The following is a 22,418-nucleotide window of genomic DNA, read 5'->3' on the forward strand; positions in this document are numbered from 1 at the left end:
TCTCTGCCGATGTCATACCCTCCGGTGACCCGAGCGGGTCCGCAGACCGCACATGACTGGAGGGTGTATGACGACGTACGAGATCCCGGAGAAGGCTCGCGACCTGCTGGAGCGTCCGATCTACGCGAGCCTGGGCACCACCCGGCCGGACGGCGCGCCGCAGGTGAACCCGATGTGGTTCGTGTGGGACGGCGAGTACATCTGGTTCACCCACACCAACTTTCGGCAGAAGTTCAAGAACCTGGCCCAGGAGCCGCGCGTCTCGATCTCGATCTTCGACCCGGACAATCCCTACCGCTACATCGAGGTGCGCGGTGTGGTCGACCATGTCGACGACGATCCCGAGGGCGCCCTCTACAGCCGCCTGGCCGAACGCTATGGTCGCGGCCCCGTGGTACCGCCGGACGCGAAGGACCGAGTGGCCATCGCGGTCCGGCCGACGGGCGCGAGCGGGTACGCCCTGCAGGACCACTGATCCGTACCCTCTCGGCCTCGGACCGGGGCCGGGAGGGCGTGCCGAAAACGGCAAATCGCCCACCAGTACCGCTCTGACCTGTGTGCGGATCGTTTGCTGCAACGATGGATCTCATGATCCGTGTGTTGACCGAACGCTGGACCTTCGTCATTCCACTGCTCGCCGCCGTCGCCTTGGCACTGACCTGGGGGCGAAGTCTGTCCGGTGTGGCGGTGATCGTGGTGGCCGCCGCCCTCATCGGCGCGGTGCTCGCGGCGGTGTATCACGCGGAGGTGGTCGCGCACCGGGTCGGTGAACCGTTCGGGTCGCTGGTGCTCGCGGTCGCGGTGACCGTCATCGAGGTCGCGCTCATCGTCACGCTCATGATCTCCGGCGGCGACAAGGCCGCCTCGCTGGCGAGGGACACCGTGTTCGCCGCGGTGATGATCACCTGCAACGGCATCGTCGGTCTGGCGCTGCTGGTCGGTGCGCTGCGCCGACGGGTCGCGGTGTTCAACGCCGAAGGCACCGGCGCCGCACTGGCCACCGTGGCGACGCTGGCCACGCTCAGCCTCGTGCTGCCGACCTTCACCACCAGCACGCCGGGGCCGGAGTTCTCCGCCGCGCAGCTGGCCTTCGCCGCGGTCGCCTCGCTCGCGCTGTACGGGTTGTTCGTCATGGTGCAGACGGTCCGGCACCCCGACGACTTCCTCCCGGTCGAGGGCGACGGCGTGGTGACCGACGACGACGCGCACGAAACGCGGCCGACCGCCAAGGCTGCGCTGCTCAGTCTCTTGCTGCTGTTCGTCGCGCTGGTGTGCGTGGTCGGGCTGGCCAAGGTCGTCTCCCCGTCCATCGAATCGGCCGTGGCCTCGGCCGGCCTGCCGCCCTCGGCGGTCGGTGTGGTGATCGCGCTGCTGGTGTTGCTGCCGGAGACGCTCGCCGCGTTCAACGCGGCCCGCCGGGATCGGGTGCAGATCAGCCTCAATCTCGCCCTCGGTTCGGCCATGGCCAGTATCGGCCTGACCATTCCGGTGATCGCGGTGGCGACGATCTGGCTGGACGGTCCGCTGGTGCTCGGGCTGGGCGCCACCCAGATGGTGCTGCTCGGCTTGACCGTGGTCGTCGGCACGCTCACCGTGGTGCCCGGCCGGGCCACGCTACTGCAGGGCGGGGTGCATCTGGCCCTGTTCTCGGCCTTCGTTTTCCTGGCCGCCAGCCCGTAGGGATGTGACTCGACTCACCCGCGGCCGGTCTTCCGCTGCGCCGGTTCGTCCCGTTCTGGGTTTTCGGTCTTTCCTGCCGGGTGTGCTGACTGTTGTCCGACTCGGGTCGTTCGGTCGAAAATTCGGTCGTCCGGCTTGTCTTTTTCGCTGAACTTCCGGTTCCTGTGACCGTGTCGTTATCTTGCTTAGTGTTAGCTGAGCTAAGTGGCGTGGATCACCGTGATAGCCGATCTGTGCTGATAACTCGTTTCAGAACGGGGATTTACTTCCAAGTTGAGCCTTTGACCTGCGGCAGGTGCTAGCTGTCAGCAAGCGTTTTAGAGGCGATGCTCACACCGTGACCAGCTTTACTGTTACCTATCGTCACCGATAGCTTCATGGTGGCAGTGACGCCCATCATGGAGAGTGCGATTTTGAAACTCGAGACACACCTGTTCGGCCGGGGCCCCGCGTGGCACCGGTGACCCGGGCTCGCTCGAGCGCCTCTGCCGTCCGCGTCGTCCGCAAGAACTTCTCCGACACGGTCGTCTCGTCACTGCGCACCTTCGGCCGCGCGGTGGATATCGCACGCGAATCGGCGACCGGCGCGGTCACCGGCATCGTGCGCGGTCAGTTCCAGTGGCGGGAGGCGATCACGCAGGCGTGGCGGCTGGTGACCGTCACCGCGATTCCCGCGATCCTGATCGCGATCCCGTTCGGCGTCATCGTCTCGATCCAGGTCGGCAACCTCATCCACACCCTCGGCGCGGATTCGCTGCTCGGCGCGACCGGCGGGCTCGGCGTGATCAAACAGGGTGCGCCGCTGGCCACCGGCTTCCTGCTGGGCGGCGCGGGCGCCGCCGCGATCGCCGCGGACCTGGGCGCGCGCACGATCCGCGAGGAGATCGACGCGCTCAACACCATGGGCATCAGTCCGGTGCCGCGCCTGGTGATTCCGCGACTGGTCGCGATGATCTTCGTCGCGCCGCTGCTCAACATCCTCATCATCTTCGTCGGCATCGTCGCGGGTTACGCGGTCGCGGTCGGCGGCCAGAACGTCACCCCGGGCAGCTACTGGGCGACCTTCGGCTCGTTCACCACCGTCGCCGACGTGTGGGTGTCGCTGCTCAAGGCGGCGCTGTTCGGCTTCCTGGTGGTGGTCATCGCCTGCCAGCGGGGGCTGGAGGCCAAGGGCGGACCGCGCGGCGTCGCCGACGCGGTGAACGCCGCGGTCGTGCTGTCGGTCGTCTCGATCGCGATCGTCAACCTGGGCGTCACCCAGGTCGTCGAGATGTTCCTGCCCACCAGGCTGGTCTGAGCCATGTCCGCATCGACCTATGTGCCCAAGGGACTGGGCAAACTCTCCCGGTTCTATCGCCGCCGCGGCTTGCTGCTGCGCCGGTTCGAGGCGCTCGGCTTCGTGCTGGCCTTCGTCTGGCAGGTGCTTTCCTCGATCCCCGCGACGCTGCGGCACTATCGCGACGAGACGCTGCGCATCATCTCCGATATGACCTGGGGCCGCGGCTCGGTCATCGTCGGCGGTGGCACGGTCCCGATGATGATCGTGCTCGGCCTGGTCATGGGCGCGTCCGTGGCGGTCGAATCGTTCACCATGCTGAACATGCTGGGCATGGGCCCGGTCACCGGCATCGTCTCCGCCTACGCCACCACCCGCGAACTCGCGCCGATCGCCGCGGCCATCGGTTTCGCCGCGCAGGCCGGTTGCCGGATCACCGCCGAGATCGGCTCCATGCGCATCTCCGAGGAGATCGACGCGCTGGAGGCGATGGGTCTGCGCTCGGTGCCCTTCGTGGTGACCACCCGGGTGATCGCGGGCGCGATCTCGATCGTGCCGACCTTCCTGATCGGGTTGATCCTGGCCTACCTGTCCTGCCGCGGGCTGATCACGCTGGTGCACGGCCAATCCGCCGGCGTGTACGACCACTACTTCTTCCAGTTCGTCTCCGGGTTCGACGTGGTCGCCGCGGTGATCAAGGTGGCCATCTTCGCCACCGTCGTGATCCTCATCCACAGCTACTACGGCTTCTTCGCCACCGGCGGCCCCGAGGGTGTCGGCATCGCGTCCGGGCGTGCGGTGCGCGCCTCGTCGGTGGCGATCGTGGCCATCGACATGGTCCTCACCATCATGCTGTGGGGCTTCAACGCGACGATCAGTTTCACGGGGTAGCGGCCGATGCCTAAGTACGGAATGCCCGGAGTGGCGGTCGACCAGCGCAGGACCCGGTTCGTTGGCGTGGTCGCCTTCGTGGTGCTCGTCGCCGTGCTGGCGGGCGTCATGCTGTATCGAGAGCTGCGCTCCGACAACGGCTTACAGATCACGTTGCATACCGAGCAGATCGGTGACGGAGTGCTCGCGGGCACCCCGGTGCGGCTGGACGGCGTGCAGGTCGGCATGGTCGAGGCGATCGCGCCGGACGAGCGCGGCACGCAGCGGATCACGCTGCGGTTGAACAGCGCGCAACTGCACGGACTGGACGACAGCCTGCTGGTCGACTACGCGCCCGCCAACTTGTTCGGCATCAGCGAGATCGGGCTGCGCCGCGGGTCGGGCGGCTCGGCCCTGCGCGACGACAGCGTGATCGATCTGACCGGCGCCCGGACCGACGCGGTCTTCGACGCGACCATGGGTAGCATGCTGCGCAGCCTGTCGCAGACCGGTGACTCGGTGCTCACGCCGCAGGTGGCCACGGTGATCGACCAGGTCTCGCGGGACATGAAGGCGTTCACCCCGCTCGCGCAGGCGATCATCCAGGTGGCCCAGATCGTCACCGACACCCAGCGGATGCCGCCCTCGCAGCTGGCGGGTGCGCTCGGTCCGGCGTTCTACGGCGCGGGCGATTTCGCGGGCGCCAACGAACTGATGGTGTACGTGCTGCGCAACAACCCACGGCTGCAAAGCAATCGGGAATCCTTCGACGCGGGCGTGCGGATGCACACCGATCGGCTGCTGCCGGATATCGCGGGGCTCGGTGCGGCGGCGGGCGACGGCCTCTCCGGCGTCACCGACATGCTCGGTCCGGTGCTGGCGCTGCTCACGCAGATGGTGCCGCAGCCGGCGCGGTCCGGCGCCGAACTCACCGAACTACTGCGGCGGCTGCGTGCGGCGCTGCCCGACACTCCGAACGGGCCGGTCCTGAACGCCGAGATCGATGTGAGCGGCATGCCGGTGCTGGCGCCGCTGCTGGGAGGTGCCCGATGAAGGTGGGTGCCGCCGCGTGGCGGCTCGGTGTGTTCGCCGTGGTGATGATCGCGGTGCTCATCGTCGTCTGCACGGCGATCAAGCGCCCGGTCTCGGGCCCCACCGAACCGCACGCCGCGCTGTTCACCGACGCCAACGGCCTCAAGGTCGGTGACGACGTGCGGATGTACGGCGTGCAGGTCGGCAAGGTCGAGGGCATCTCGCTCGCCGGCACGCAGGCCAGGGTCCAGTTGTCGCTGAAAACCGATGCGCCCCTTTACGACAACTCGAAGCTGGCCATCCGCTACCAGAATCTCACCGGCCAGCGCTATATCGACCTGCAGCAGCAGCCGCAGCCGGGCAAGCGTTTGGCGAGCGGGGCCACCGTCGGCATCGACCGCACGGTGCCCTCGTTCGACGTGACCAGCATGTTCAACGGCCTGAAGCCGGTGCTGGCGACCATTTCTCCGGAGGAGATCAACCAGTTCAGCGCGAGCATGGTCGCGCTGATCGAGGGGGACGGCAACGGGATCGGGCCCGCGCTCGAGGCGATCGACAAGCTCGCGGCGCACGTCAAGGACCGCCAGCAGGTGATCGACGTGGTGCTGCAGAATCTGTCCGACCTGCACGATGTCGCGGGCGGAAAGATGCACTACATGGTGCCGATCCTGGCTCGCCTCGCCGACATCATCTCCGGTCTGCAGACCAACATGAACGGGCTGGCCGATTTCGCGGCGTCCGCGCCTTCGGTGCTGGGTCCGCTGAACAACCTGTTCGACGCACTCGGTCTGCAAAGCCCCGACGATGTGAACGCGTTGATACAGAAGATCTTTCCGGATCCGCAGCAGGCACTCGAGGTGTTCGACAAACTCCCCGGCCTGCTCGCCGGTTTCGATGCGGCCATCCCGAAATCGGGTGCGGCGGGCTGGAAGCCGCAGTGCTCCAAAGGACAGGCCGACGTGCCGCAGGTGCTCGGCGTCTTGATCGCAGGACAGCAGGTGGCGGTATGCGCTGGGTGAGCAGGCTTTTCCCGGCCCGCCGGGTGGTCGGCGAGGCGGAGACGACACGGCGTGAGATCCGGCTCGGTCTGATCGGGGTGGTGCTGGTCGCGATCCTCGCCGTCACGGTGGGCGTGCTGTACGTGGTCCCGTTCGGCAAAAAGACCTACACGGCCGACCTGGCCGAGGCGCAGTCTGTGCAGGTCGGTGACGACATCCGGGTCGCCGGGATCAGCGTCGGCACGGTGAAATCCCTGGAGCTGCAGCCGGATCGGGTGACCATGCGGTTCACCGTCGACTCCGAGGTGTTCGTCGGCGACCAGTCCACGCTGGACGTGCGGATGCTGACCATCGTCGGCGGCAACTACGTGGCGCTGTTCCCCTCGGGCTCGAAGCCGCTGGGCGGCAAGCACATTCCGACCGATCGGGTCCGGCTGCCGTACAGCCTGGCGCAGACCTTCCAGGACGCGGCCGAGCCGCTGCGCAAGATCGACGGCGATACCCTGCGCCGCAACCTGGCCGCGCTGGGCACCTCGGTCGCGCAGGCGCCCGACACCCTGCGCACCACGTTGGACAGCCTCAACAGCTTCGTCGACGACCTGAACCGCCAGCACGTGATGATCTCCAAGGCGATCGCGAACGCCGACGAGTACACGACCATGTACGACGGCGCGAAGAGCTCACTGGGCAGGCTGGTGCAGGCCACCAACCTCCTGGAGGATCTGGTGCTGTCCAAGCGCGCCGAGCTGAGCGAAGCCATCCGGCTGTTGAACCAGGTGCTGGGCAAGGCCGCGGCGATCGCGCCCACCTACGCGGCGGCGAAGCCGAAGTTGCAGGAGCTCTTCGACGTGCTGCCCCGGATGGAGGAGCTGTTGAACCGGCTGGATCCGGTCGTCGGCTCCGTGCAGGACATGCAGCAGAAGGTGTCCGCGCTGGCCATCCCGGAGGACGGCCTGCGCGTCGATCAGTCCGGTCAGACGATCACCGCGCCCGCGGACGCGCTCGCGCGGGTATGCGTGCCGGTGCCGGGGAAGGACTGCTGATGCTGCACAAGATCCTCGGCTCCCGCGCGTTCATGTCGGTCTCGGGTGCGGCCGTCGCGGTACTGCTCGTCGTGGTCGCCTATTTCGTCGCCTTCGATCCGCTGAAGAAGACCGAGAGCTACTGCGCGATCATGCCGGACACCGTCGGCCTGTACACCGGCAACCAGGTGACCATGCGCGGCATCCCGGTCGGCACGGTGACATCCATTGTCCCGCAGGGCAAAGCGATGAAGGTGGAGTTCGCGGTCGAGGCCGACAAACCGGTCTACGCCGACGCGGGCGCCACCACGCTGGCCGACAGCATCGTCGCGGCGCGGCAGCTGGCTGTGGTGTCCAGCGGAAAGGACACCGCGCGCTGGAATCCCGGGCAGTGCATCACCAAAACGATGACGCCCAAGAGCGTCACCGAGACGCTGAACGCGGTCGCGAAGCTGTCCGCCGAGATCTCCGGCCCCGATGCCAAGACGCCGGACGCGCTGGCCAACGGCTTGGCGCAACTGAACGCGGCCACCGCCGGAACCGGGCCGCAGGTCAACGAGATCATCAAGCAGCTGAGCGGCGCCATGGCCTCTCCCGACGCCGATATCGCGCATCTGGTCGGTGTCTTCGACGCCTTCTCCTCGGTCGGCAAGAAGGTCGAAGAGCATTGGGGCGATATCGAATCCATGTTCACCCGGCTGGCGCCGGTGCTCGTCATCGCGCGCACGACCCTGCTGGAACCGGGCGCCGAAGTGGTGGACGGTCTGGCGGCGCTGCTGCCGGTGCTGAACGACCTCACCATGGCTTTCGGCGGGCCGCTGACGAAGGCGCTCGATTTCACGGTGCCGCTGGTGAAGTTCCTGCGGGCCCGGGTCGGCTCGCTGGCCCAGGTCGTATCGATGATGCCGGTGCTGACCGACGCCTTCCGCGCGGTGGGCACCTCCGGAATCGCTTACGCCCCACCTAAGGTCGCCATTCCACAGGAGCACGCCGATCAGGTCTGCGCGGCGGTGAACGCGCTGGCGCCGGGGCAGTGCACGGCCGACAGCGGCCTGGCGAAGCTCGACCTGACGGCCCTGGTATTCGGATCGGCAGGTGTGCGATGAAACTTCGGCGCGACGAAACAGGCCGGTGGACCCTGTCATTCCAGCGTGGCGGCCAGGAAAGCCGCAGGCGCGGCGCACGTTTCGCGACCGGTATCGCGGCGCTGCTCACGGTGGCGTTGCCCACCTCGGGATGCGCCTTCGACCCCGCGTCGGTGCCCGTGCCGGGGGCAGAGGTGTCCGGTGCGACCTACCAGATCCGGATCCAGTTCGAGAACGTGCTGAATCTGCCTGCCCGGGCCAAGATCATGGCCAACGGCGCGCAGGTCGGCACGGTTTCCGGAGTGTCGGTGGTGGATTCGGCGAAGGCCGGCGGCCGCGGCGGCTATGTGGTGGTCGACGCCCGGATCTCGAAGTCGGTGCGGCTGCCCGAGGCCACGCGGGCCGAGCTGCGGCAGAACACGGTGCTCGGCGATATCCACCTCGCGCTGCTCACCCCGACGAACGGCTTCGACAAGCTGCTGCCCGAGGGCGGCACCATCGGGCTGAGTCAGACGAAACCGCCGGTGCAACTGGAGGACACGATGGCCGCGCTGGCCACGTTCACCCAGGGCGGGGCGGTGCAGCAGGTGCAGGACACCATCAAGCAGCTCAACGATGTGCTGCCCAAGGACACCGCCCGCACCGCGCAGATCGGCAAGACGATGGCCGACGACGCCGTCGACCTGGGCAACCATCTGGACGAACTCGATTCGCTGCTCGACGGCATCGACAACAATTCGACTGTCCTGCACAAGATCCGGCCCGAACTCGCCGAACTGCTGTCCCAGGAATCGGTGGATCAGCTCACCGGCATCGCGCCGTCCATCGTCGGCGTCACCAAGATCTTCAAAGAACTCGGCCCGATCGGCACCTCACTGACCTGGTTGGCTCCGCTGCTGAACAATGCCGACGGCACGGTGCAGGCGTTCCTGCCCTTGCTGGCCTCGGCCCGGCCGTTGGATCTGAGTCAGCCGTCGAATCTGCAAGCGCTGGTTTCGCTGCTGCGCGACAAGGTCATCCCGTTCGTCGAGCGCGGCCCGAAGGTGAACGTCACCGGGGTGAAAACCGAAGGTGCGACCGTGGTTTCGGCCCAGGACCAGACGGACCGGATCATCCAGACGCTACGCATGATCGGAGTCGTCCGATGAAACTCGGGTCACTGGCCTCCCTGGGCGGCATCGCCGCCATCGTCGTGCTCGGCGCGGGCTACCTGACCTTCGGTGTGGTGCAGGTCGATCCGCTGGCCGACTACACGAAGGCGACGATGGTGCTGAAGAATTCCGGTGGTCTCGCCGTCGGCTCGCCGGTGCTGCTCACCGGCATGGAAGTGGGCCGCGTCGAGTCGGTGACCAACAGCATCGGCGGCGTCGAGGTGGGGCTGAAGCTCGTCGCCGAGCGCCGGGTGCCCACCGACAGCACGGTCACCATCGAGCATCTCTCCGCGCTCGGTGAGCCCTACGTCGAGTTCCGTCCGAATTCCGAAGGCGGACCGTACATTCGGGACGGTCAGCAGTTGCAGACCGCCAATGTGCAGACGCCGCTGTCGATTCCGGAGGTCGCCCGCCTGGCCACCCGGACCCTGAATCAGCTCGATCCCAAGGTGGTCAGCTCGCTGGTGAGCACGGCGGAGCAGTCGCTGGTCGGCACCGACAGCGCGATCCCCAATCTGGCCCGCTCCGGCGATCTGCTCGCGGCGGCCGTCATGAGCCGCAACCCGCAGATCGTCTCGCTGCTCAACAGCTTGCAGAGCACGGCGACCAACATGGACTGGGTCGGCCCGTCGTTCAGCGCCGCCGCGCCCGAGTGGCTGAAATTCGCCGAAGCGGTGAGCAACCTGGTCGACCACGTCGGCACCATGGTCGACGGTCAGCCGATCGACCAGTACACCACCGGCAACGGGGTCGCACCGTTCACCGAGAAGACCATCGCCACGTTGCGGGAGTTGCAGCCGGAGCTGAGTTCGCTGGCTCCGGTGCTGCGTCCCCTGGTCGACGCGATCGTCGCGGCCGCGCCGCGGATCGATATCTCAGCCCTGATCTCCCAGGCCCTCGCCGATGTCGACGCCGACGGCGCCGTCAAGGTGCGGGTCGCGATCAAGTAGGAAAGGAGGCCGCGATGTCGAACGACGTTGTGACCGAACCGAAACCGGCAACCGAGGACAAGGACACCGCGGCCGCGCCGGTCAAGGACGCGCGGACCGTCTCGATCCGCCTGTCCACCATCGCGACCGGCGCCGCACTGGCCGGGCTCGGTGCCGCGACCGTCGTGTTCGCCTCGCTGTGGTTCTCCGCGCGCGGTGATCTCAGCGATCGCGACGCCGCGGCCGCGGCGAACCAGCACGCCGAACAGGTCGCCACCGACTACGCGGTCGGCGCCTCCAACATCAACTTCCAGGACGTGAACTCCTGGGTCGCCAAGCTCAAGACCAACACCACCCCGCAGCTGGCCAACAAATTCGACGCGACCGCGCCGAAGCTGCAGGACATCCTGGTGCCGCTGAAGTGGACCTCGACCTCGACCCCGATCACCGCCAAGGTGATGAACATCGACAACGGGATCTACAAGGTCAACGTCTTCCTGAACGTCACCTCGACCAGCGCCCAGACTCCCGACGGCGCGCAGACCACCGTCACCTACACGGTGAACGTCGACCCGAACAACGGCTGGAAGGTCGCCGACGTCGGCGGAGTGGCGGGCGCGCTGCCCAAGCAGTAATGCTGATTCATTCAGCAAATCTCGGGTAACCTCCCGTTCGGATCAGCTGTGCATTCGTACCGGTATTTCCTGTCCCAGCAGTGAAGGCGGTTTCGATGGCGACACCTGAAGGCGGGCGCGGCGACAACTCTCGCATGCTGGCCATCGCGGCCGTGATCGCCGCGGTGCTCGCGCTGGTGGTCGCGGTCGGTCTGCTGGTGCGGTCGAACGGGGACGCCGAGGACCACAAGCCGGGCTCGACCACGGCCCGGACATCCACCAAGACGAGCCCGACGCCGACCATCACGGTGAGCCGGCTGCCCGCTACCTTGCAGTCACCGAGCCCGCCGCCGGTGGTGCCGCAACCGGCGCGCCGGATCGGCGACGACTGTTCCGCCGGCGGCATCGTCGCGCAGTGGGATCTGCGCGAGGGGCAGTGGATGTGCGTCCCGCAGGGACAGGGTCGCGACCCGCACCGGGTAGGCGACGACTGTTCCCACGACGGGATCGTCGCGCAGTGGGGACTGGGTCCCGACGGGCGCTGGATCTGTTTCCCGCAGGAGCAAGGCGGCGATCCGGCGCCGCCGCCGGTGCCCGCTCCGCCGGTTGTCCCCGCCCCGCCGGTCGTGCCTGCCCCGCCGCCTGCGCCGGAGCCACCGCCCGCGCCCGAGCCGCCCGCTCCGGCTCCGCTTTTCCCGCCACTGCCGGGATTTCCGCCCCCGCCACCCCCGGTTCCTGCCGTGCGCTGACGTGCCGAAAATCAATCGACACAGCTGAGATGCTCGACGGGTGACTGTCGTCCCCGAATTCTTCGCCACCCGCCTCGCCGGGCAGGAGGGTGCGCCCGCGCGTGCCTGGCTCGATGCCCTGCCCGATCTCGCCGCGCGCTACCTCGACCGCTGGCAGCTCACCGTCGACGGACCGTCGATGCACGGTTACGGCGCGCTGGTGCTGCCGGTCCGGCGTGCCGACGGTGCCGCGGCCGTGCTCAAACTCGCCTACCTGACGCCGGAGACCAGGGACGAGCCGGTCGCTCTCGCCGCCTGGGGCGGCGACGGGGCGGTCCTGCTGCTCGACAGCGCGGCCGACGACGGCGTGCTCCTGCTCGAACGATTGACCGCGGACCGGTCCCTCGAAACCGAGCCCATCGATGATGCGGTGCGGATCACCGCCGAACTCATGCGCAGGCTTGCTGTTCCAGCGCCCCAAGGTATTTCGCGTGACCTGCGGGTGGAAGCGGCGGGGTGGGCCGAAGAGCTGCCCCGCGAGTGGGCGCGTCTCGGCGCGCCGTATTCGCGCAAACTGCTCGACGCCGCGGTCGAAGCGTGCACCCAACTGGGCCCCACCGCGGACCGGCTGCTCGTGAACGAGGACCTGCACTTCGAGAATGTCCTTGCCGCGCAACGGGAACCGTGGCTCGTCATCGACCCCCAGCCACTGTCGGGTGATCTGGAGTTCAGCACCCTCTCGCTGCTGTGGAGCCGCCGCACCGAATCCACCCTCGACGACCGTTTCGCCGCCCTCGTCGACCTCGCGAACCTCGACCCCGACCGCGCCCGCGCCTGGACCCTCGTCCAGTGCGCCCGCAACTGGCTCTGGTTCGCCGAGGAAGAAACCTGCACCGACCCCGGCTACCCCTCGGTCCAAGCCATCGCCCCCTGGGCCTTGCGCTGAATCCTGTTGTCGCGCAGCTGTACTACTCACGCATGAGCGGTCTTGCCGCCATCGATCACCAGCTGAGCGCCGGTCAGGTACGGATGCTCCGGCGAAGCGAGGGTCAGTGCGAACGCCGCGATTTCGGTCGCGGTCGCCAGCCGGCCGAGGCCGGGCACGTTGCTGCCTGCCCACTGTTTCATCAGCACCCGCCACGCGTCGTCCGGTATCCCCGCCATGCCGGCTGCCCGGCGCACCAGCTCGGTGTCTGTGGTGCCGGGCACCAGGGCGTTGACCCGGATGCCGTCGGCGGCATAGTCGAGCGCCGCCGACTGGACCAATCCGACGAGCCCCCGTTTGCTCGCTGTGTAGGCGCCGCGGCCCGCGTCGGTGGCCAGCGCATTGCTGGACGATGTGACCACGATGGTCCCGCCGCCGCTACGGATCAGCTGCGGGACTTCGTATTTCATGGCGAGGAAGGTGCCGCGCAGGTTGGTGTGCAGCACCCGGTCGAACTCGTCGCTGGTGTACTCGTGCAGTTTCTTCTGAATAGTGATGCCCGCATTGTTGAACGCGACATGCAGTCCGCCATAGGTTTTCACGGTGGCCTCGACGAACCGCGCGACCTCGTCCTCCACCAGCACGTCGGCGCGGAAGAAGGTCGCCTCGCCGCCCGCGGCCCTGATCTCCTGCTGCACGGCTCGACCGCGGTCCACCCGGCGCCCGCAGAACGCCACCCGGCCGCCCTCCGCCGCGAACAATCGCGCGGCCTCGGCGCCGATGCCGGAGGTGGCTCCGGTGATCAGGATCGTCTTGCCCGCGAAACGCGATCGTGCGGCTGGTTCATAGTGTGGCGCATTGGCATTCGCACCCAACGCGACGCCGCCGGCGACCCCGGCCGCCGCGCCGACCGCGAGACCGGACGCGGCCGCCATGGTGCCGAGCAGGCGCCGACGGCTCGGCTTCGCGCTCGTCGGGGCCTGTTCCGGTGGCTGGGCCGGATCCTGTTCGTTTGTCATGCCACCACGGTCGCGCGTTGCGCCGCTGGGCAGATCCGCCGGACGGTCCGACTATCGTCCGGACGGACGAGTTCGCTCCTGCTGCGGGAGGAACCGGGCGGTACCGCGGTGCTGCATGATGAATCCCATGGTGAGCTCGGCGCGGCAGGGAGTGCAGTCGTGGCTGGACGGGCGGTTCGTGCCGGTGCGCGCGGTGGCGCTGGTGTGCTCGGCGGTGGGCTATCTGCTGTTCCTCGCCGCCGCGCCGAGCGCGCTCGATTGGCTGCTCGCGCTGGTCGCGGTGTCGGTTGCCGCCGGTGGCGTGCGATGGCCGTTCGTCTCGTCACTCGCGGTGAGCGGAATGCTGTTGCTGGGGTTCGTACTCGGCGACACCGGCCCGGTGGTGGCCAAGGTCGCGGCCGCGATCGTGCTGATCGAGCTGGCCGCGCGGCGATCCGGGCCGCAACCGTGGCTCGCCGCCGCCGCGCTCGCCGCAGCGTATCTGCTGCACCCCAGCGGTGACCTCGCCGCCAATGGCTATCGGGCGGTGGTGATGGCGGGAGCACCGCTGCTGGTCGGTGCGCTGCTGCGGGCGGCGCGCGAAACCGCGGAACATGCGCACGCTCAGGCCGTCGAGATCGCGCAGCGCCGCGACGCCGAGATCGCGGCCGCGCGAGCCCTCGAACGCACCGCCATCGCACGGGAACTGCACGATCTGATCGCCCACCACGTGTCCTCGACGGTGCTGCGCGTCGGCGTGGCCCTGCACGCCATGCCGGAAGCACCTGCCGGCGTACGGGACGTGCTCGACAGCGTCCACACCAGTGGCAAAGAGACTCTCACCGATCTGCGCAGGCTGGTTTCTGTCCTGCGGGACCCCGCGCTGACCGAAGATCCGTTCATCGCGCCGGCCGATCTGCCCGCCGCGCTCGACGCGGTGGTGGCACGGGCCCGGCAGTCGGGGATCGAGGTCGGCATAGCGGTGGCGGATGAGGTCGTCGAGGTCGACGCAGTGCTCGCGCTGACGGTGCTGCGGCTCACGCAGGAAGGTGTCGCGAATGTGATCAAGCACGCCGGGCCGGGCACGGCCGCGCAGCTGACCGTCGACCTGACCGCCGATGATCTGTGTTTCGTGTTGTGCGACAAAGGTTCGCCACGACCCACCGGTGAGCGGGTCGCCGCACCGGGCACCGGACTCGGCCTGATCGGTCTGCGCGAACGTGTCGAACTGCTCGGCGGCGAATTCACCGCGGCGGCTTCGGCCGCGGGCTGGCGGCTGTCGGCGTGTCTGCCCATCGGAAAGCCGGTGCGGCCATGACCATTCGTGTGCTACTCGTCGACGACCAGCATCTGGTCCGGGCCGGACTGCGGATGCTGTGCGAGACCGACGACGGACTCGACGTGGTGGGGGAGGTCGCGACCGGGCGTGACGCCGTCCGGCTCGTCGAGCAGCTGGGGCCAGACGTCGTCCTGATGGATCTGCGCATGCCCGGGATGGACGGAATTCGCGCCACCGCAGCGATTCTCGGTATCCGACCGGCCACGAAGGTGCTCGCCCTGACCACCTTCGACGATGACGACCATCTCTACCCGGTGCTCTTGGCGGGTGCTTGCGGCTTTCTCGTGAAGGACGCCTCACCGACAGATCTGCTGGACGGCATTCACCGCGCGGCCGCCGGCGATCACCCCTTCTCGCCCGAAATCCTGCGCCGTGTCGTGGCCGCCGCGGTGACGGCACGCGCCTCGGCTCCGCCCGAGCCCGCAGTCCTCCCAGGACTGACCGGGCGCGAGACCGAAGTCCTGGCCTTGGTCGCTGAAGGGTTGGCCAACGCGGACATCGCCGCCCGCCTGCACCTCGGCATCACGACCGTCAAGACCCATGTCGCCAATCTGCTGGTGAAAACCGGCACCGCCAACCGGGTCCAGCTCGCCGTCCTCGGCAGCCGAGCCGCCCGAAAATAGGTGGACAGTGCTGAGACGCTGAGAAGGTGATTGTCGTTCTGGTGCGAGATATCGCCCCCTGGGCGCTGGGGTGAGGTGGCTATGGGGCGAAGAGGGGCACGACGAAGCGTTCGACCAGCGCACGTTCCGTGGCGGCAGGGTGGGCGGGCCAGAACAACAGTGACAGCACCACCCGCACGATCCACTGGCCGGCGGCGGGGTCGGCGGCCGCCGCGCCGGTGACCGTCGTCGCGGCTGTGGCCAGGCGTGGATTGTTCGCCAGGAAGCGGTCGACCTCGCGCGGGTCGGCGGTGCGCAGGAAGGCTGCGGCCACGGGGTCGGCGCGTACCGCGGTCAAGGCGGTGAGGATTGCTTCGGTGACGCGCTCGGCACCGGTCAGTGCCGCCACGGACTGCTCGATGGTGTGCGCGATGCGCGCGGTGGCCGCGGCGAGTACGGCCTCGCGCAGCGCGGATTTGCCGCCCACATACCGATAGACCGTCGCGCGCGAACAGCCCGCCTGGGCGGCGACGTGGTCGATGGTCAACCGTGCCATGCCGTCGCGGGCGATCAGGGTCGTCGCGGCCGCGTGAATGCGGGCCACGGCGAGTTCGCGACGTTCGCCGCCGGCGAGCCAGTCCGGTTGTCCGGTCATCGGTAACCCCGATTCGGTCGAGATACGGTCGAACTATTTTGTCTCACAGTGCGACGAACACGGTTGTTTTGCCCGGTGAACCGCTGCTCATCGCGTCCGCTGAGACACCGGACGGACCTGAACGGACCTGGGCCGTCTCACTTTTCCGGAACGGTTGACTTCGCTGGCGGCAGCGCGAAACCTGTTGTGCGGAAACGATTGTCGGCAACAGGAAGGGGCGGCGACGATGCCGGACACGACGGATCGGCTGGACTTCTTCGATCCAGCGCTGCTGGACGACCCGTATCCGCTCTACACCGCCTTGCGCGCGGGGCCGCCCGTGCATTGGCTCGCCGACACGGGGTTCGCGCTGGTCAGCCGGTCCGATCTCGTGGTCGAGGCGGCCGCCCGGACCGCGGAGTTCTCCTCGCACCTGACCGCCGCTCTGGTGCGCGCGCCGGACGGCAAGCCGGCGGTCTTCGATCTCGACGGCGGCGGCAACGCCGTGCACGTGCTCGCCACCGGTGACGACCCGGCGCACCAGCGGCACCGGAAACTGGTGCTGCCGAAGGTGGTGGCGAAACGGATCCGCGCTTTGGAGCCCGCCGTCGCGGCCACCATGGCACGGTTGTGGGAGCGCGGCTTTCGCGACGGGCGGATCGAATGGGCCGGCGCCGTGGCCGATCGTCTGCCGATGACTCTGGTCGCCGCGCTGATCGGCTTGCCGGACAACGATATCGCGCAGCTCGTCCGCTGGGGCTATGCCAGCACCGAACTGCTCGGTGGCCTGATGTCACCGAATCAGCTCGGCGCGACCGTGACCGCGTCCGTCGAACTCGCGGGCTACCTGCACGAGCAGTTCGTCCGCGCGCGGTCCGAGCCGGGCGACGACCTCCTCGGTGATCTGGTCCGTGCCTGCGCCGCAGGCGAATTGACGTCCGCGGTCGCGGTGCTGATCCTGGTCCAACTGGTCGGTGCGGGCGGCGAATCCAGTGCCGGTCTGATCGGTAACGCGGCGCGGCTGCTGGCTACGAATCCTGCGCTCCAGCAGCAGGTTCGGGACGATCCACGGCTGCTGGAGCCGTTCCTGGAGGAGGCGCTACGGCTCGAGTCGCCGTTCCGGGCGCATCACCGGCACGTGGTCACCGACACCACACTGGGCGGGGCCGAATTGCCCGCGGGCAGCCATTTGCTGCTGCTGTGGGGTGCCGCCAATCGTGACCAGGCGGCGTTCGACGCGCCGGACGAGATACGGCTGAACCGTGCCGCCCCACGCAGCCATCTCGCGTTCGGCAAGGGCCTGCATTTCTGTGTCGGTGCGGCGCTGGCCCGATTGGAGGCGCGGATCGCCCTCGGGACCTTGCTGGAGCGCACCGGCTCATTCGAACTGAGCCCGGAACCCGATGCGGCGCAATGGTTTCCGAGTATCTTCGTGCGTCGGCAGCAGCGTCTCGAGTTGAACTGCGCAGCGCCCTGAGCGCTCAGTGCGGATGCTGGGCGGTGTATCGCGCGCGTTCCTCGGCCCGGCGGCGCGCCTTTTCCGGGTTCTCCAGATCGGCCGGTAATCCGTGCTTGGCCAACCGGTGTGCGCGGTTCATCGGCATGAAGGCCACCGTGTAGAACAGGGCCAGCAGCAGCGCGAGCAGCACCATCGACCCGCGCAGCCACAATTCGCCGGGGAAGAGCAGGAAGACCGCGAACAGCGGGGTGAACGGGATCAGCCCGCGCACCAGATGCCGGGCGACCGCGTGCTTTCCGGTGAGGTCACGGCGCACCCAGTCGATCATCGAATCGGGTAGGCGGCGCCCGAACGCATAGCCGAGCCACTGAATCGGGTTGGGCCGTCGCTGTTCTCGGGACATGCGCGAACTCCTCGCAGACGATCGGGGCGGACTAGGCGGGTACGGCGCGACGGGCCGCGGCGTTGACCCGGTTGAGTACGTCACGGAGTTCCTCGAGGTCGGTCAGGGTCACGCCGAGTCGCTCGACGACGGCGGGCGGAATCCGCAGGGCCTGCTCGCGCAGGGCGACCCCGGCTGGGGTGAGGTTCACGACGAGGTTGCGTTCGTCGCGACTGTCCCGTTCCCGGCTGATCAGCCCGGCGTTCTCCAGCCGCTTGAGCAGTGGCGACAGGGTCGGCGAATCCAACTGGATCGCCTCGGCGATCGCTTTGACCGACATCGGCGCCTCGCCCCAGAGCGCGAGCATCACCAGATATTGCGGATGGGTGAGCCCGAGCGGTTCGAGCAGCGGCCGGTAGACGGCGAGCACCGCGCGGTTGGCCACGGCCAGCGCGAAGCAGACCTGCCGATCGAGCTGCAGCGGATCCTCGATTTCCATCTGTCCTCCTCGTGGGCTCCGTCCTAAGATTAACGCACAAACAGTTAGTGCATGAAGTGTGTGGGCGACATCTCGTCCGCAGATACACGGTTCCCGCGGGTGCGGTGGTTAATTTGAGACGCATGCACAACGACCCCGGCCGACTACGCATCCACGAACTCGATGCCGTGCGCGGATTCGCCCTGTGCGGGATCCTGGTCGTCAACATCTGGCAGCTCACCGACATGACCGCGGTCAAGGCGCCCGGTGAGATGGTGCCGCTGCGGCACGTCCTCTCGATCCTGTTCGAGGGACGGTTCTTTCCGATCTTCTCGTTCCTGTTCGGACTGAGTTTCGCGCTGTTCCTGGACAGCGCCGCGGCGCGCACTGATCGGCCTCGACTGGTGCTGATCCGCCGCCTGCTCGCCCTGGGTGTGCTCGGTTTCCTCCATCATCAATGCCAACCCGGCGAGGCCCTGCTTCCGTACGCGATCGTCGGGCTGATCATCCTGCTGCCCGCCGCGAGCCTGCCGGATTGGCTCGTGCTGCTGCTCGGGCTGGTGGCGGTGGGTGTCGCGGTGGCGCTCGGCGGCGGTTTCGGTCTGGTGCCCGGCCTGTTCCTGCTCGGCCTCGCCACCGCCCGCTACGGGGTCGCCGACACGCTCGACGAGCGCGGCGGGCAGCTCGCGGTGGCCTTCGCGCTGGCCCTGCCCGCCGCCGTGGCGGCGGCGGTGTGGGAGTTCCGTATTCCGTATCTGGACCTGTTGGCCAGCAACATTCCGTCCGTCGCGGGCCTGTTCGGCGCGCTGGCGTACCTGACCGGGCTGCTCCTGGTGCTGCGCACCGAGATCGGTGAGGTCGTCTCGGAGGTGCTCGAACCCCTCGGCCGGATGGCGCTCACCAACTACGTGTCCGCGACGGCGCTGGTGTTGCTGATCGCGCCACGCATCGGACTGACCGGGTCGAACCGGTACGCCCTGCTGCTGGGCTTGGCGGTCGCGATCATCGCGGTCCAAGCGGTGTTCAGCTGGGGCTGGTTGAAGCTGTTCCGCTACGGACCGCTGGAGTGGTTGTGGCGCTGCGTGACCTGGTGGGAGCTGGTGCCGGCGCGGCGGGTGCCCGAGCCGAGCCGGCGGTGGTGATCAGCCCAGGCGCACCGGCAGCGTGAGCGGGCCGCGATGCCGGAAACCGGAGCGCCACGGGATATCTCGCGCGTCGACCGTCAGCGCAGTGTCCGGCCAGCGGTGAACGGCTGGTCGAGTGTGGCCGCACCGAGCGTGCGTACCAGCGCGTTGCCGAGGCAGGTGTGCGCACCGTAACCGAGGGCGAGTCGCCCGTGCGGCAGTGGGATCGCGGCGGTACGGCGCGCCGGACCGGCAACCCGTCCGGCGCGCCGCAGACTGGATGGTCATGGACCAGCTGGTGTTGATATTGGTCATCCTGTTCGCCGCGATCCTCGCCGAGCCGCTGGCCAACCGGATCGGCGTCGCCTCGGCCGTGCTGATGACGGTGTTCGGCTGTGTGGTGGCGCTGTTGCCGTTCGCACCGCGGGTCAACGTCGCACCCGATCTGATCCTGCCGCTGGTGTTGCCGCCGCTGCTGTACGCGGCGGCGCGGCGGACCTCGTGGCGGCAGTTCGCGGAGAACTGGGGACCGATCGCGTTGCGTGCGGTCGGTCTGGTGATCGCGACCGCGGCGGCGGTGGCCGCGGTCTTCCACGCCTGGTATCCGGGACTGCCGATCGCGGCCGCCTTCGCATTGGGAGCACTTGTCGCACCGCCTGATCCGGTCGCCGCGACCGCGCTGGCGGGCAGCCTCGGCCTGCCCCGCCGTCTGGTGGTGGTGCTCGGCGGCGAAGGACTCTTCAACGACGTCACCGCGATCGTGCTCTACGGTGTCGCGATCCAGGCGGTGGTCAGTGGGCACTTCTCCGCACCGCGGGCGGCGGCGGAATTCGTCGTCTCCGCGGTAGTCGCCGTCCTCGTCGGCCTGGTGCTCGGCATCGCGGGCAGCAAGCTCACCGACTATCTCGGCGAGGCGACGTGGCGGGTGGCGCTCAGCCTGCTGTTGCCGTTCGCGGCCTACGGGCTCGCCGAACAACTGCACGGTTCCGGCGTGCTCGCCGTACTGGTCTGCGCGCTGTATCTCACCGATGCGGTCACCGAGTTCGGCGATCCGGACTATCGCATGGTCGGCGACTCGTTCTGGGACATCGCCGAAATGCTGTTGAGCGGCTTCGCCTTCGGGCTCATCGGCCTGGAACTCGGCGCGGTGCTGGAGGCCACCGGCGACGACTGGCCGCGGCTGCTCGGCGGCGCGGCCGCCGTGGTCGCGGTCGTCGTCGGGTTGCGACTGGCCTGGCTCTTGACCACGTGGGCCCTCGGTCGCACGTGGTGGCGGAAGACCGACGCGGACGAGCCCTACACCTGGCGCGAAACGATCGTCACTTGGTGGGCCGGCATGCGCGGGGTGGCGACCGTGGCACTGGCGCTGGCGATTCCGTTCGTCACCGACGACGGCGCCGACTTCCCCGGCCGGACCGAGATACTGTTCACCGCGTTCGTGGTCGTGCTCTTCACCCTGCTGCTCCAGGGGCCGACCCTGCCGCTGGTGGTCCGTTTGACCGGGGTGCACGCCGACACCAAGCGGGAACGTGAACTAGAACGCCAACTCTGGGAGCGAGTCGTCAAAGCCCAACTGTCCAGCCTGAAAGAGATTGCGGCAGAACAGCATCTCCCCGAGGAGTATTACGAGCGGTTCCGCGACAGCCTGCGTCAGCGGATGGCGCGCGCCGACCCGCAGGCCGCGGACGCCGATGCCAAAGCCGAGGCCGAGCGAAACATGAAGGTGGCCAAGAAGTTACGGGCTATTCGCGACGATGTGATGGAAGCGGGCCGACGCGAGGCGCTCGCCGCGCGCCGGGAGCCCGGAATGCCGCCGGATCTGGTCGACCGGGTGACCAGGCGTCTCGATCTCGGCGGGCGTTGAACGAGGGGTCTCACTTGCGTCGGCACCCACCGGCCGACGGCAAGATCGAATCAGCTTGCCGCGACGCCGGTCTGGCGGATCGCCTCGAGTACTTCGCCGTAGGTGAGTGAGGAGTTCACGAGGGCGGTCTCCGACGGAACGTCGATATCGACGGAGTCGACGCCGTTGACGCCGCGCAGCTGGGATTCGATGGCCGAAGCGGACTCGCGTGTAACGTTGTGCAGGGTGATCGTGTAGGTCATGTCCTCCGAATAGACCGAATCGAGGCGTGCAAACGCCGTCGAGCAGTCGAGTTCGATTTCCTACGTTTGGTTGTCGCGGCCCCGGGAATAGCCGGGTTGTCAAACAACTCGACGCAACAGGATTGTCATGATCATCATCATAGGGCTCGTCGTCCTGATTGCCGCGGTGGCTGTCGGCGTCGCCGGTGTGGTGGCGAACAGCGGCGAAGGTCATTTACTGCCAGATGATTTCGCGGTTTTCGACTTCCACTTCCACGGCTCCAGCGGTTTGCTGTTCGGCTACGGCATCGTTCTCGGCGCTATCGGGACGATCGGACTAGCCCTGGTACTGACGGGTGCTTGGCGGGTTTCCCGCCGGAGCATGGTGGCGCGGCGCGAGCTGAAGCAGTCTCGTCGTGAAATCGCGGCGGTGCGGCGCGATCTCGGCAACACCACGCCTCCGGCTCGTAAGGAGCCCATCGTGCGTCCGTCCACCGAACCCGCGACGCAACCGCCTCGCGAGTCGGTCTGGGGCCGGTTCACTCGTCGACCTGCCACAGCTCCGTCCGGTGACGCAGTACATGCCGGCAGCGCGCCTCGCGCGCAGGCGCCGACGTCGAAATAATCATAGAGAAAAGGAAATACGACAATGATTATTCTCGGACTCATCCTCCTCATCGCCGGGTGGCTGCTCGGAATCGGATTGCTCACCACCGCAGGAATCATCATCCTCATCGTCGGCCTGGTGCTGATGGTCGCGGGTTCGGTGGGCCGCCCCGTCGGTGGCCGTCGCTGGTATTACTAGGGACAGACCATGAAGTTCGAAGACAGGATCGCGCACCAGGTGCAGGCCGCCCGGGGCAACGTCAAGAAAATCGTCGGCCGGACCACGGGAAACCGGCGCCTGGAGGGCGAAGGCCGTCGAGAACAGGCCCGCGGCAACCTGAAACGGGCCGCGGACAAATTGCGGGACGCGTTCAAGCGCTGACCTGATCACCGACGAAGGC

At 68.0% G+C, this 22,418-nt stretch carries 26 protein-coding genes; 21 read left to right on the forward strand and 5 right to left on the reverse strand.

The annotated features are described in order from the left end of the window. The first annotated feature begins 67 nt into the window (after positions 1-67). The 13 genes from O3I_RS06725 (at position 68) to O3I_RS06785 (ending at position 12,331) form a co-directional block, all read left to right on the forward strand. The gene (locus O3I_RS06725) at positions 68-475 is read left to right on the forward strand and encodes a PPOX class F420-dependent oxidoreductase (protein WP_014982143.1); all 408 of its coding nucleotides are present in this window, start codon (positions 68-70) and stop codon (positions 473-475) included. 113 nt (positions 476-588) lie between these two features. After that, a complete protein-coding gene (locus tag O3I_RS06730) occupies positions 589-1,680 on the forward strand; it encodes a calcium:proton antiporter (protein ID WP_043663077.1) in 1,092 nt (363 codons plus the stop codon). Positions 1,681-2,131: 451 nt separating this feature from the next. Further along, positions 2,132-2,977, forward strand: a complete 846-nt coding sequence (locus O3I_RS06735; protein ID WP_014982145.1) for an ABC transporter permease — start codon at positions 2,132-2,134, stop codon at positions 2,975-2,977. Between the two features lie 3 nt (positions 2,978-2,980). Further along, the gene (locus O3I_RS06740; RefSeq protein ID WP_014982146.1) at positions 2,981-3,847 is read left to right on the forward strand and encodes an ABC transporter permease; all 867 of its coding nucleotides are present in this window, start codon (positions 2,981-2,983) and stop codon (positions 3,845-3,847) included. Positions 3,848-3,853: 6 nt separating this feature from the next. Continuing rightward, positions 3,854-4,879 carry an MlaD family protein gene (locus tag O3I_RS06745; RefSeq protein ID WP_041562452.1) on the forward strand — a complete coding sequence of 342 codons (1,026 nt, stop codon included), beginning with the start codon at positions 3,854-3,856 and terminating at the stop codon, positions 4,877-4,879. Then, entirely contained in the window at positions 4,876-5,877 is a 1,002-nt protein-coding gene (locus O3I_RS06750; RefSeq protein ID WP_014982148.1) for an MlaD family protein, read from the forward strand. Before O3I_RS06745 ends, O3I_RS06750 begins: the two co-directional genes overlap by 4 nt. After that, positions 5,865-6,899 (forward strand): MlaD family protein, encoded by a 1,035-nt coding sequence (locus O3I_RS06755; protein WP_014982149.1) that lies wholly within the window; start codon positions 5,865-5,867, stop codon positions 6,897-6,899. Before O3I_RS06750 ends, O3I_RS06755 begins: the two co-directional genes overlap by 13 nt. Beyond that, positions 6,899-7,984 (forward strand): MlaD family protein, encoded by a 1,086-nt coding sequence (locus O3I_RS06760; RefSeq protein ID WP_041563456.1) that lies wholly within the window; start codon positions 6,899-6,901, stop codon positions 7,982-7,984. The genes O3I_RS06755 and O3I_RS06760 overlap by 1 nt, the downstream gene beginning before the upstream one ends. Then, complete coding sequence (locus O3I_RS06765) at positions 7,981-9,111, forward strand: MlaD family protein (RefSeq protein ID WP_014982151.1); 1,131 nt, start codon at positions 7,981-7,983, stop codon at positions 9,109-9,111. Before O3I_RS06760 ends, O3I_RS06765 begins: the two co-directional genes overlap by 4 nt. After that, positions 9,108-10,064 carry an MlaD family protein gene (locus tag O3I_RS06770; RefSeq protein ID WP_014982152.1) on the forward strand — a complete coding sequence of 319 codons (957 nt, stop codon included), beginning with the start codon at positions 9,108-9,110 and terminating at the stop codon, positions 10,062-10,064. Before O3I_RS06765 ends, O3I_RS06770 begins: the two co-directional genes overlap by 4 nt. A 14-nt stretch (positions 10,065-10,078) precedes the next feature. Beyond that, on the forward strand, positions 10,079-10,678 hold the full coding sequence (locus O3I_RS06775) for a hypothetical protein (RefSeq protein WP_014982153.1): 600 nt from the start codon (positions 10,079-10,081) through the stop codon (positions 10,676-10,678). Positions 10,679-10,773: 95 nt separating this feature from the next. Next, the gene (locus O3I_RS45885; RefSeq protein WP_193364892.1) at positions 10,774-11,406 is read left to right on the forward strand and encodes a hypothetical protein; all 633 of its coding nucleotides are present in this window, start codon (positions 10,774-10,776) and stop codon (positions 11,404-11,406) included. Positions 11,407-11,446: 40 nt separating this feature from the next. Continuing rightward, a complete protein-coding gene (locus O3I_RS06785; protein WP_014982155.1) occupies positions 11,447-12,331 on the forward strand; it encodes an aminoglycoside phosphotransferase family protein in 885 nt (294 codons plus the stop codon). Between the two features lie 26 nt (positions 12,332-12,357). Here O3I_RS06785 and O3I_RS06790 read toward each other — a convergent pair whose 3' ends face one another. Further along, the gene (locus O3I_RS06790) at positions 12,358-13,329 is read right to left on the reverse strand and encodes an SDR family NAD(P)-dependent oxidoreductase (protein ID WP_014982156.1); all 972 of its coding nucleotides are present in this window, start codon (positions 13,327-13,329) and stop codon (positions 12,358-12,360) included. 127 nt (positions 13,330-13,456) lie between these two features. Here O3I_RS06790 and O3I_RS06795 point away from each other — a divergent pair, with 127 nt between their 5' ends. After that, on the forward strand, positions 13,457-14,626 hold the full coding sequence (locus O3I_RS06795; RefSeq protein WP_063632309.1) for a sensor histidine kinase: 1,170 nt from the start codon (positions 13,457-13,459) through the stop codon (positions 14,624-14,626). Continuing rightward, positions 14,623-15,270, forward strand: a complete 648-nt coding sequence (locus O3I_RS06800) for a response regulator transcription factor (protein ID WP_014982158.1) — start codon at positions 14,623-14,625, stop codon at positions 15,268-15,270. The genes O3I_RS06795 and O3I_RS06800 overlap by 4 nt, the downstream gene beginning before the upstream one ends. Positions 15,271-15,349: 79 nt before the next feature. On the opposite strand, the gene O3I_RS06805 is transcribed toward O3I_RS06800, so the two are convergent. Continuing rightward, entirely contained in the window at positions 15,350-15,904 is a 555-nt protein-coding gene (locus O3I_RS06805; protein WP_014982159.1) for a TetR/AcrR family transcriptional regulator, read from the reverse strand. Positions 15,905-16,130: 226 nt separating this feature from the next. On the opposite strand from O3I_RS06805, the gene O3I_RS06810 reads away from it, so the two are divergent. Beyond that, entirely contained in the window at positions 16,131-17,360 is a 1,230-nt protein-coding gene (locus O3I_RS06810; RefSeq protein ID WP_014982160.1) for a cytochrome P450, read from the forward strand. Between the two features lie 4 nt (positions 17,361-17,364). Here O3I_RS06810 and O3I_RS06815 read toward each other — a convergent pair whose 3' ends face one another. After that, on the reverse strand, positions 17,365-17,745 hold the full coding sequence (locus O3I_RS06815; RefSeq protein WP_014982161.1) for a DUF5313 family protein: 381 nt from the start codon (positions 17,743-17,745) through the stop codon (positions 17,365-17,367). 31 nt (positions 17,746-17,776) lie between these two features. After that, positions 17,777-18,223, reverse strand: a complete 447-nt coding sequence (locus O3I_RS06820) for a MarR family winged helix-turn-helix transcriptional regulator (RefSeq protein ID WP_014982162.1) — start codon at positions 18,221-18,223, stop codon at positions 17,777-17,779. Between the two features lie 122 nt (positions 18,224-18,345). Between O3I_RS06820 and O3I_RS06825 the strand changes: the two genes are divergently transcribed. Then, positions 18,346-19,344 carry a DUF418 domain-containing protein gene (locus O3I_RS06825; protein ID WP_014982163.1) on the forward strand — a complete coding sequence of 333 codons (999 nt, stop codon included), beginning with the start codon at positions 18,346-18,348 and terminating at the stop codon, positions 19,342-19,344. A gap of 268 nt (positions 19,345-19,612) precedes the next feature. Beyond that, on the forward strand, positions 19,613-21,190 hold the full coding sequence (locus tag O3I_RS06830) for a Na+/H+ antiporter (protein WP_014982164.1): 1,578 nt from the start codon (positions 19,613-19,615) through the stop codon (positions 21,188-21,190). Positions 21,191-21,240: 50 nt separating this feature from the next. Here the strand turns inward: O3I_RS06830 and O3I_RS06835 are convergent, their stop codons facing one another. Continuing rightward, a complete protein-coding gene (locus O3I_RS06835; RefSeq protein ID WP_014982165.1) occupies positions 21,241-21,432 on the reverse strand; it encodes a cation transporter in 192 nt (63 codons plus the stop codon). A 166-nt stretch (positions 21,433-21,598) separates the two neighbouring features. On the opposite strand from O3I_RS06835, the gene O3I_RS42430 reads away from it, so the two are divergent. The 3 genes from O3I_RS42430 to O3I_RS43610 are packed head-to-tail and all read left to right on the forward strand — an operon-like array spanning position 21,599 to position 22,399. Beyond that, positions 21,599-22,036, forward strand: coding sequence for a hypothetical protein (locus O3I_RS42430; RefSeq protein WP_141691684.1), 438 nt, complete (start codon positions 21,599-21,601; stop codon positions 22,034-22,036). Positions 22,037-22,060: 24 nt separating this feature from the next. Beyond that, a complete protein-coding gene (locus O3I_RS45380) occupies positions 22,061-22,216 on the forward strand; it encodes a DUF6131 family protein (RefSeq protein WP_014982167.1) in 156 nt (51 codons plus the stop codon). A gap of 9 nt (positions 22,217-22,225) precedes the next feature. Beyond that, positions 22,226-22,399, forward strand: a complete 174-nt coding sequence (locus O3I_RS43610) for a CsbD family protein (protein ID WP_014982168.1) — start codon at positions 22,226-22,228, stop codon at positions 22,397-22,399. Positions 22,400-22,418 lie beyond the last annotated feature (19 nt).

This window comes from Nocardia brasiliensis ATCC 700358 (assembly GCF_000250675.2).
Classification (GTDB): Bacteria; Actinomycetota; Actinomycetes; order Mycobacteriales; family Mycobacteriaceae; genus Nocardia; species Nocardia brasiliensis_B.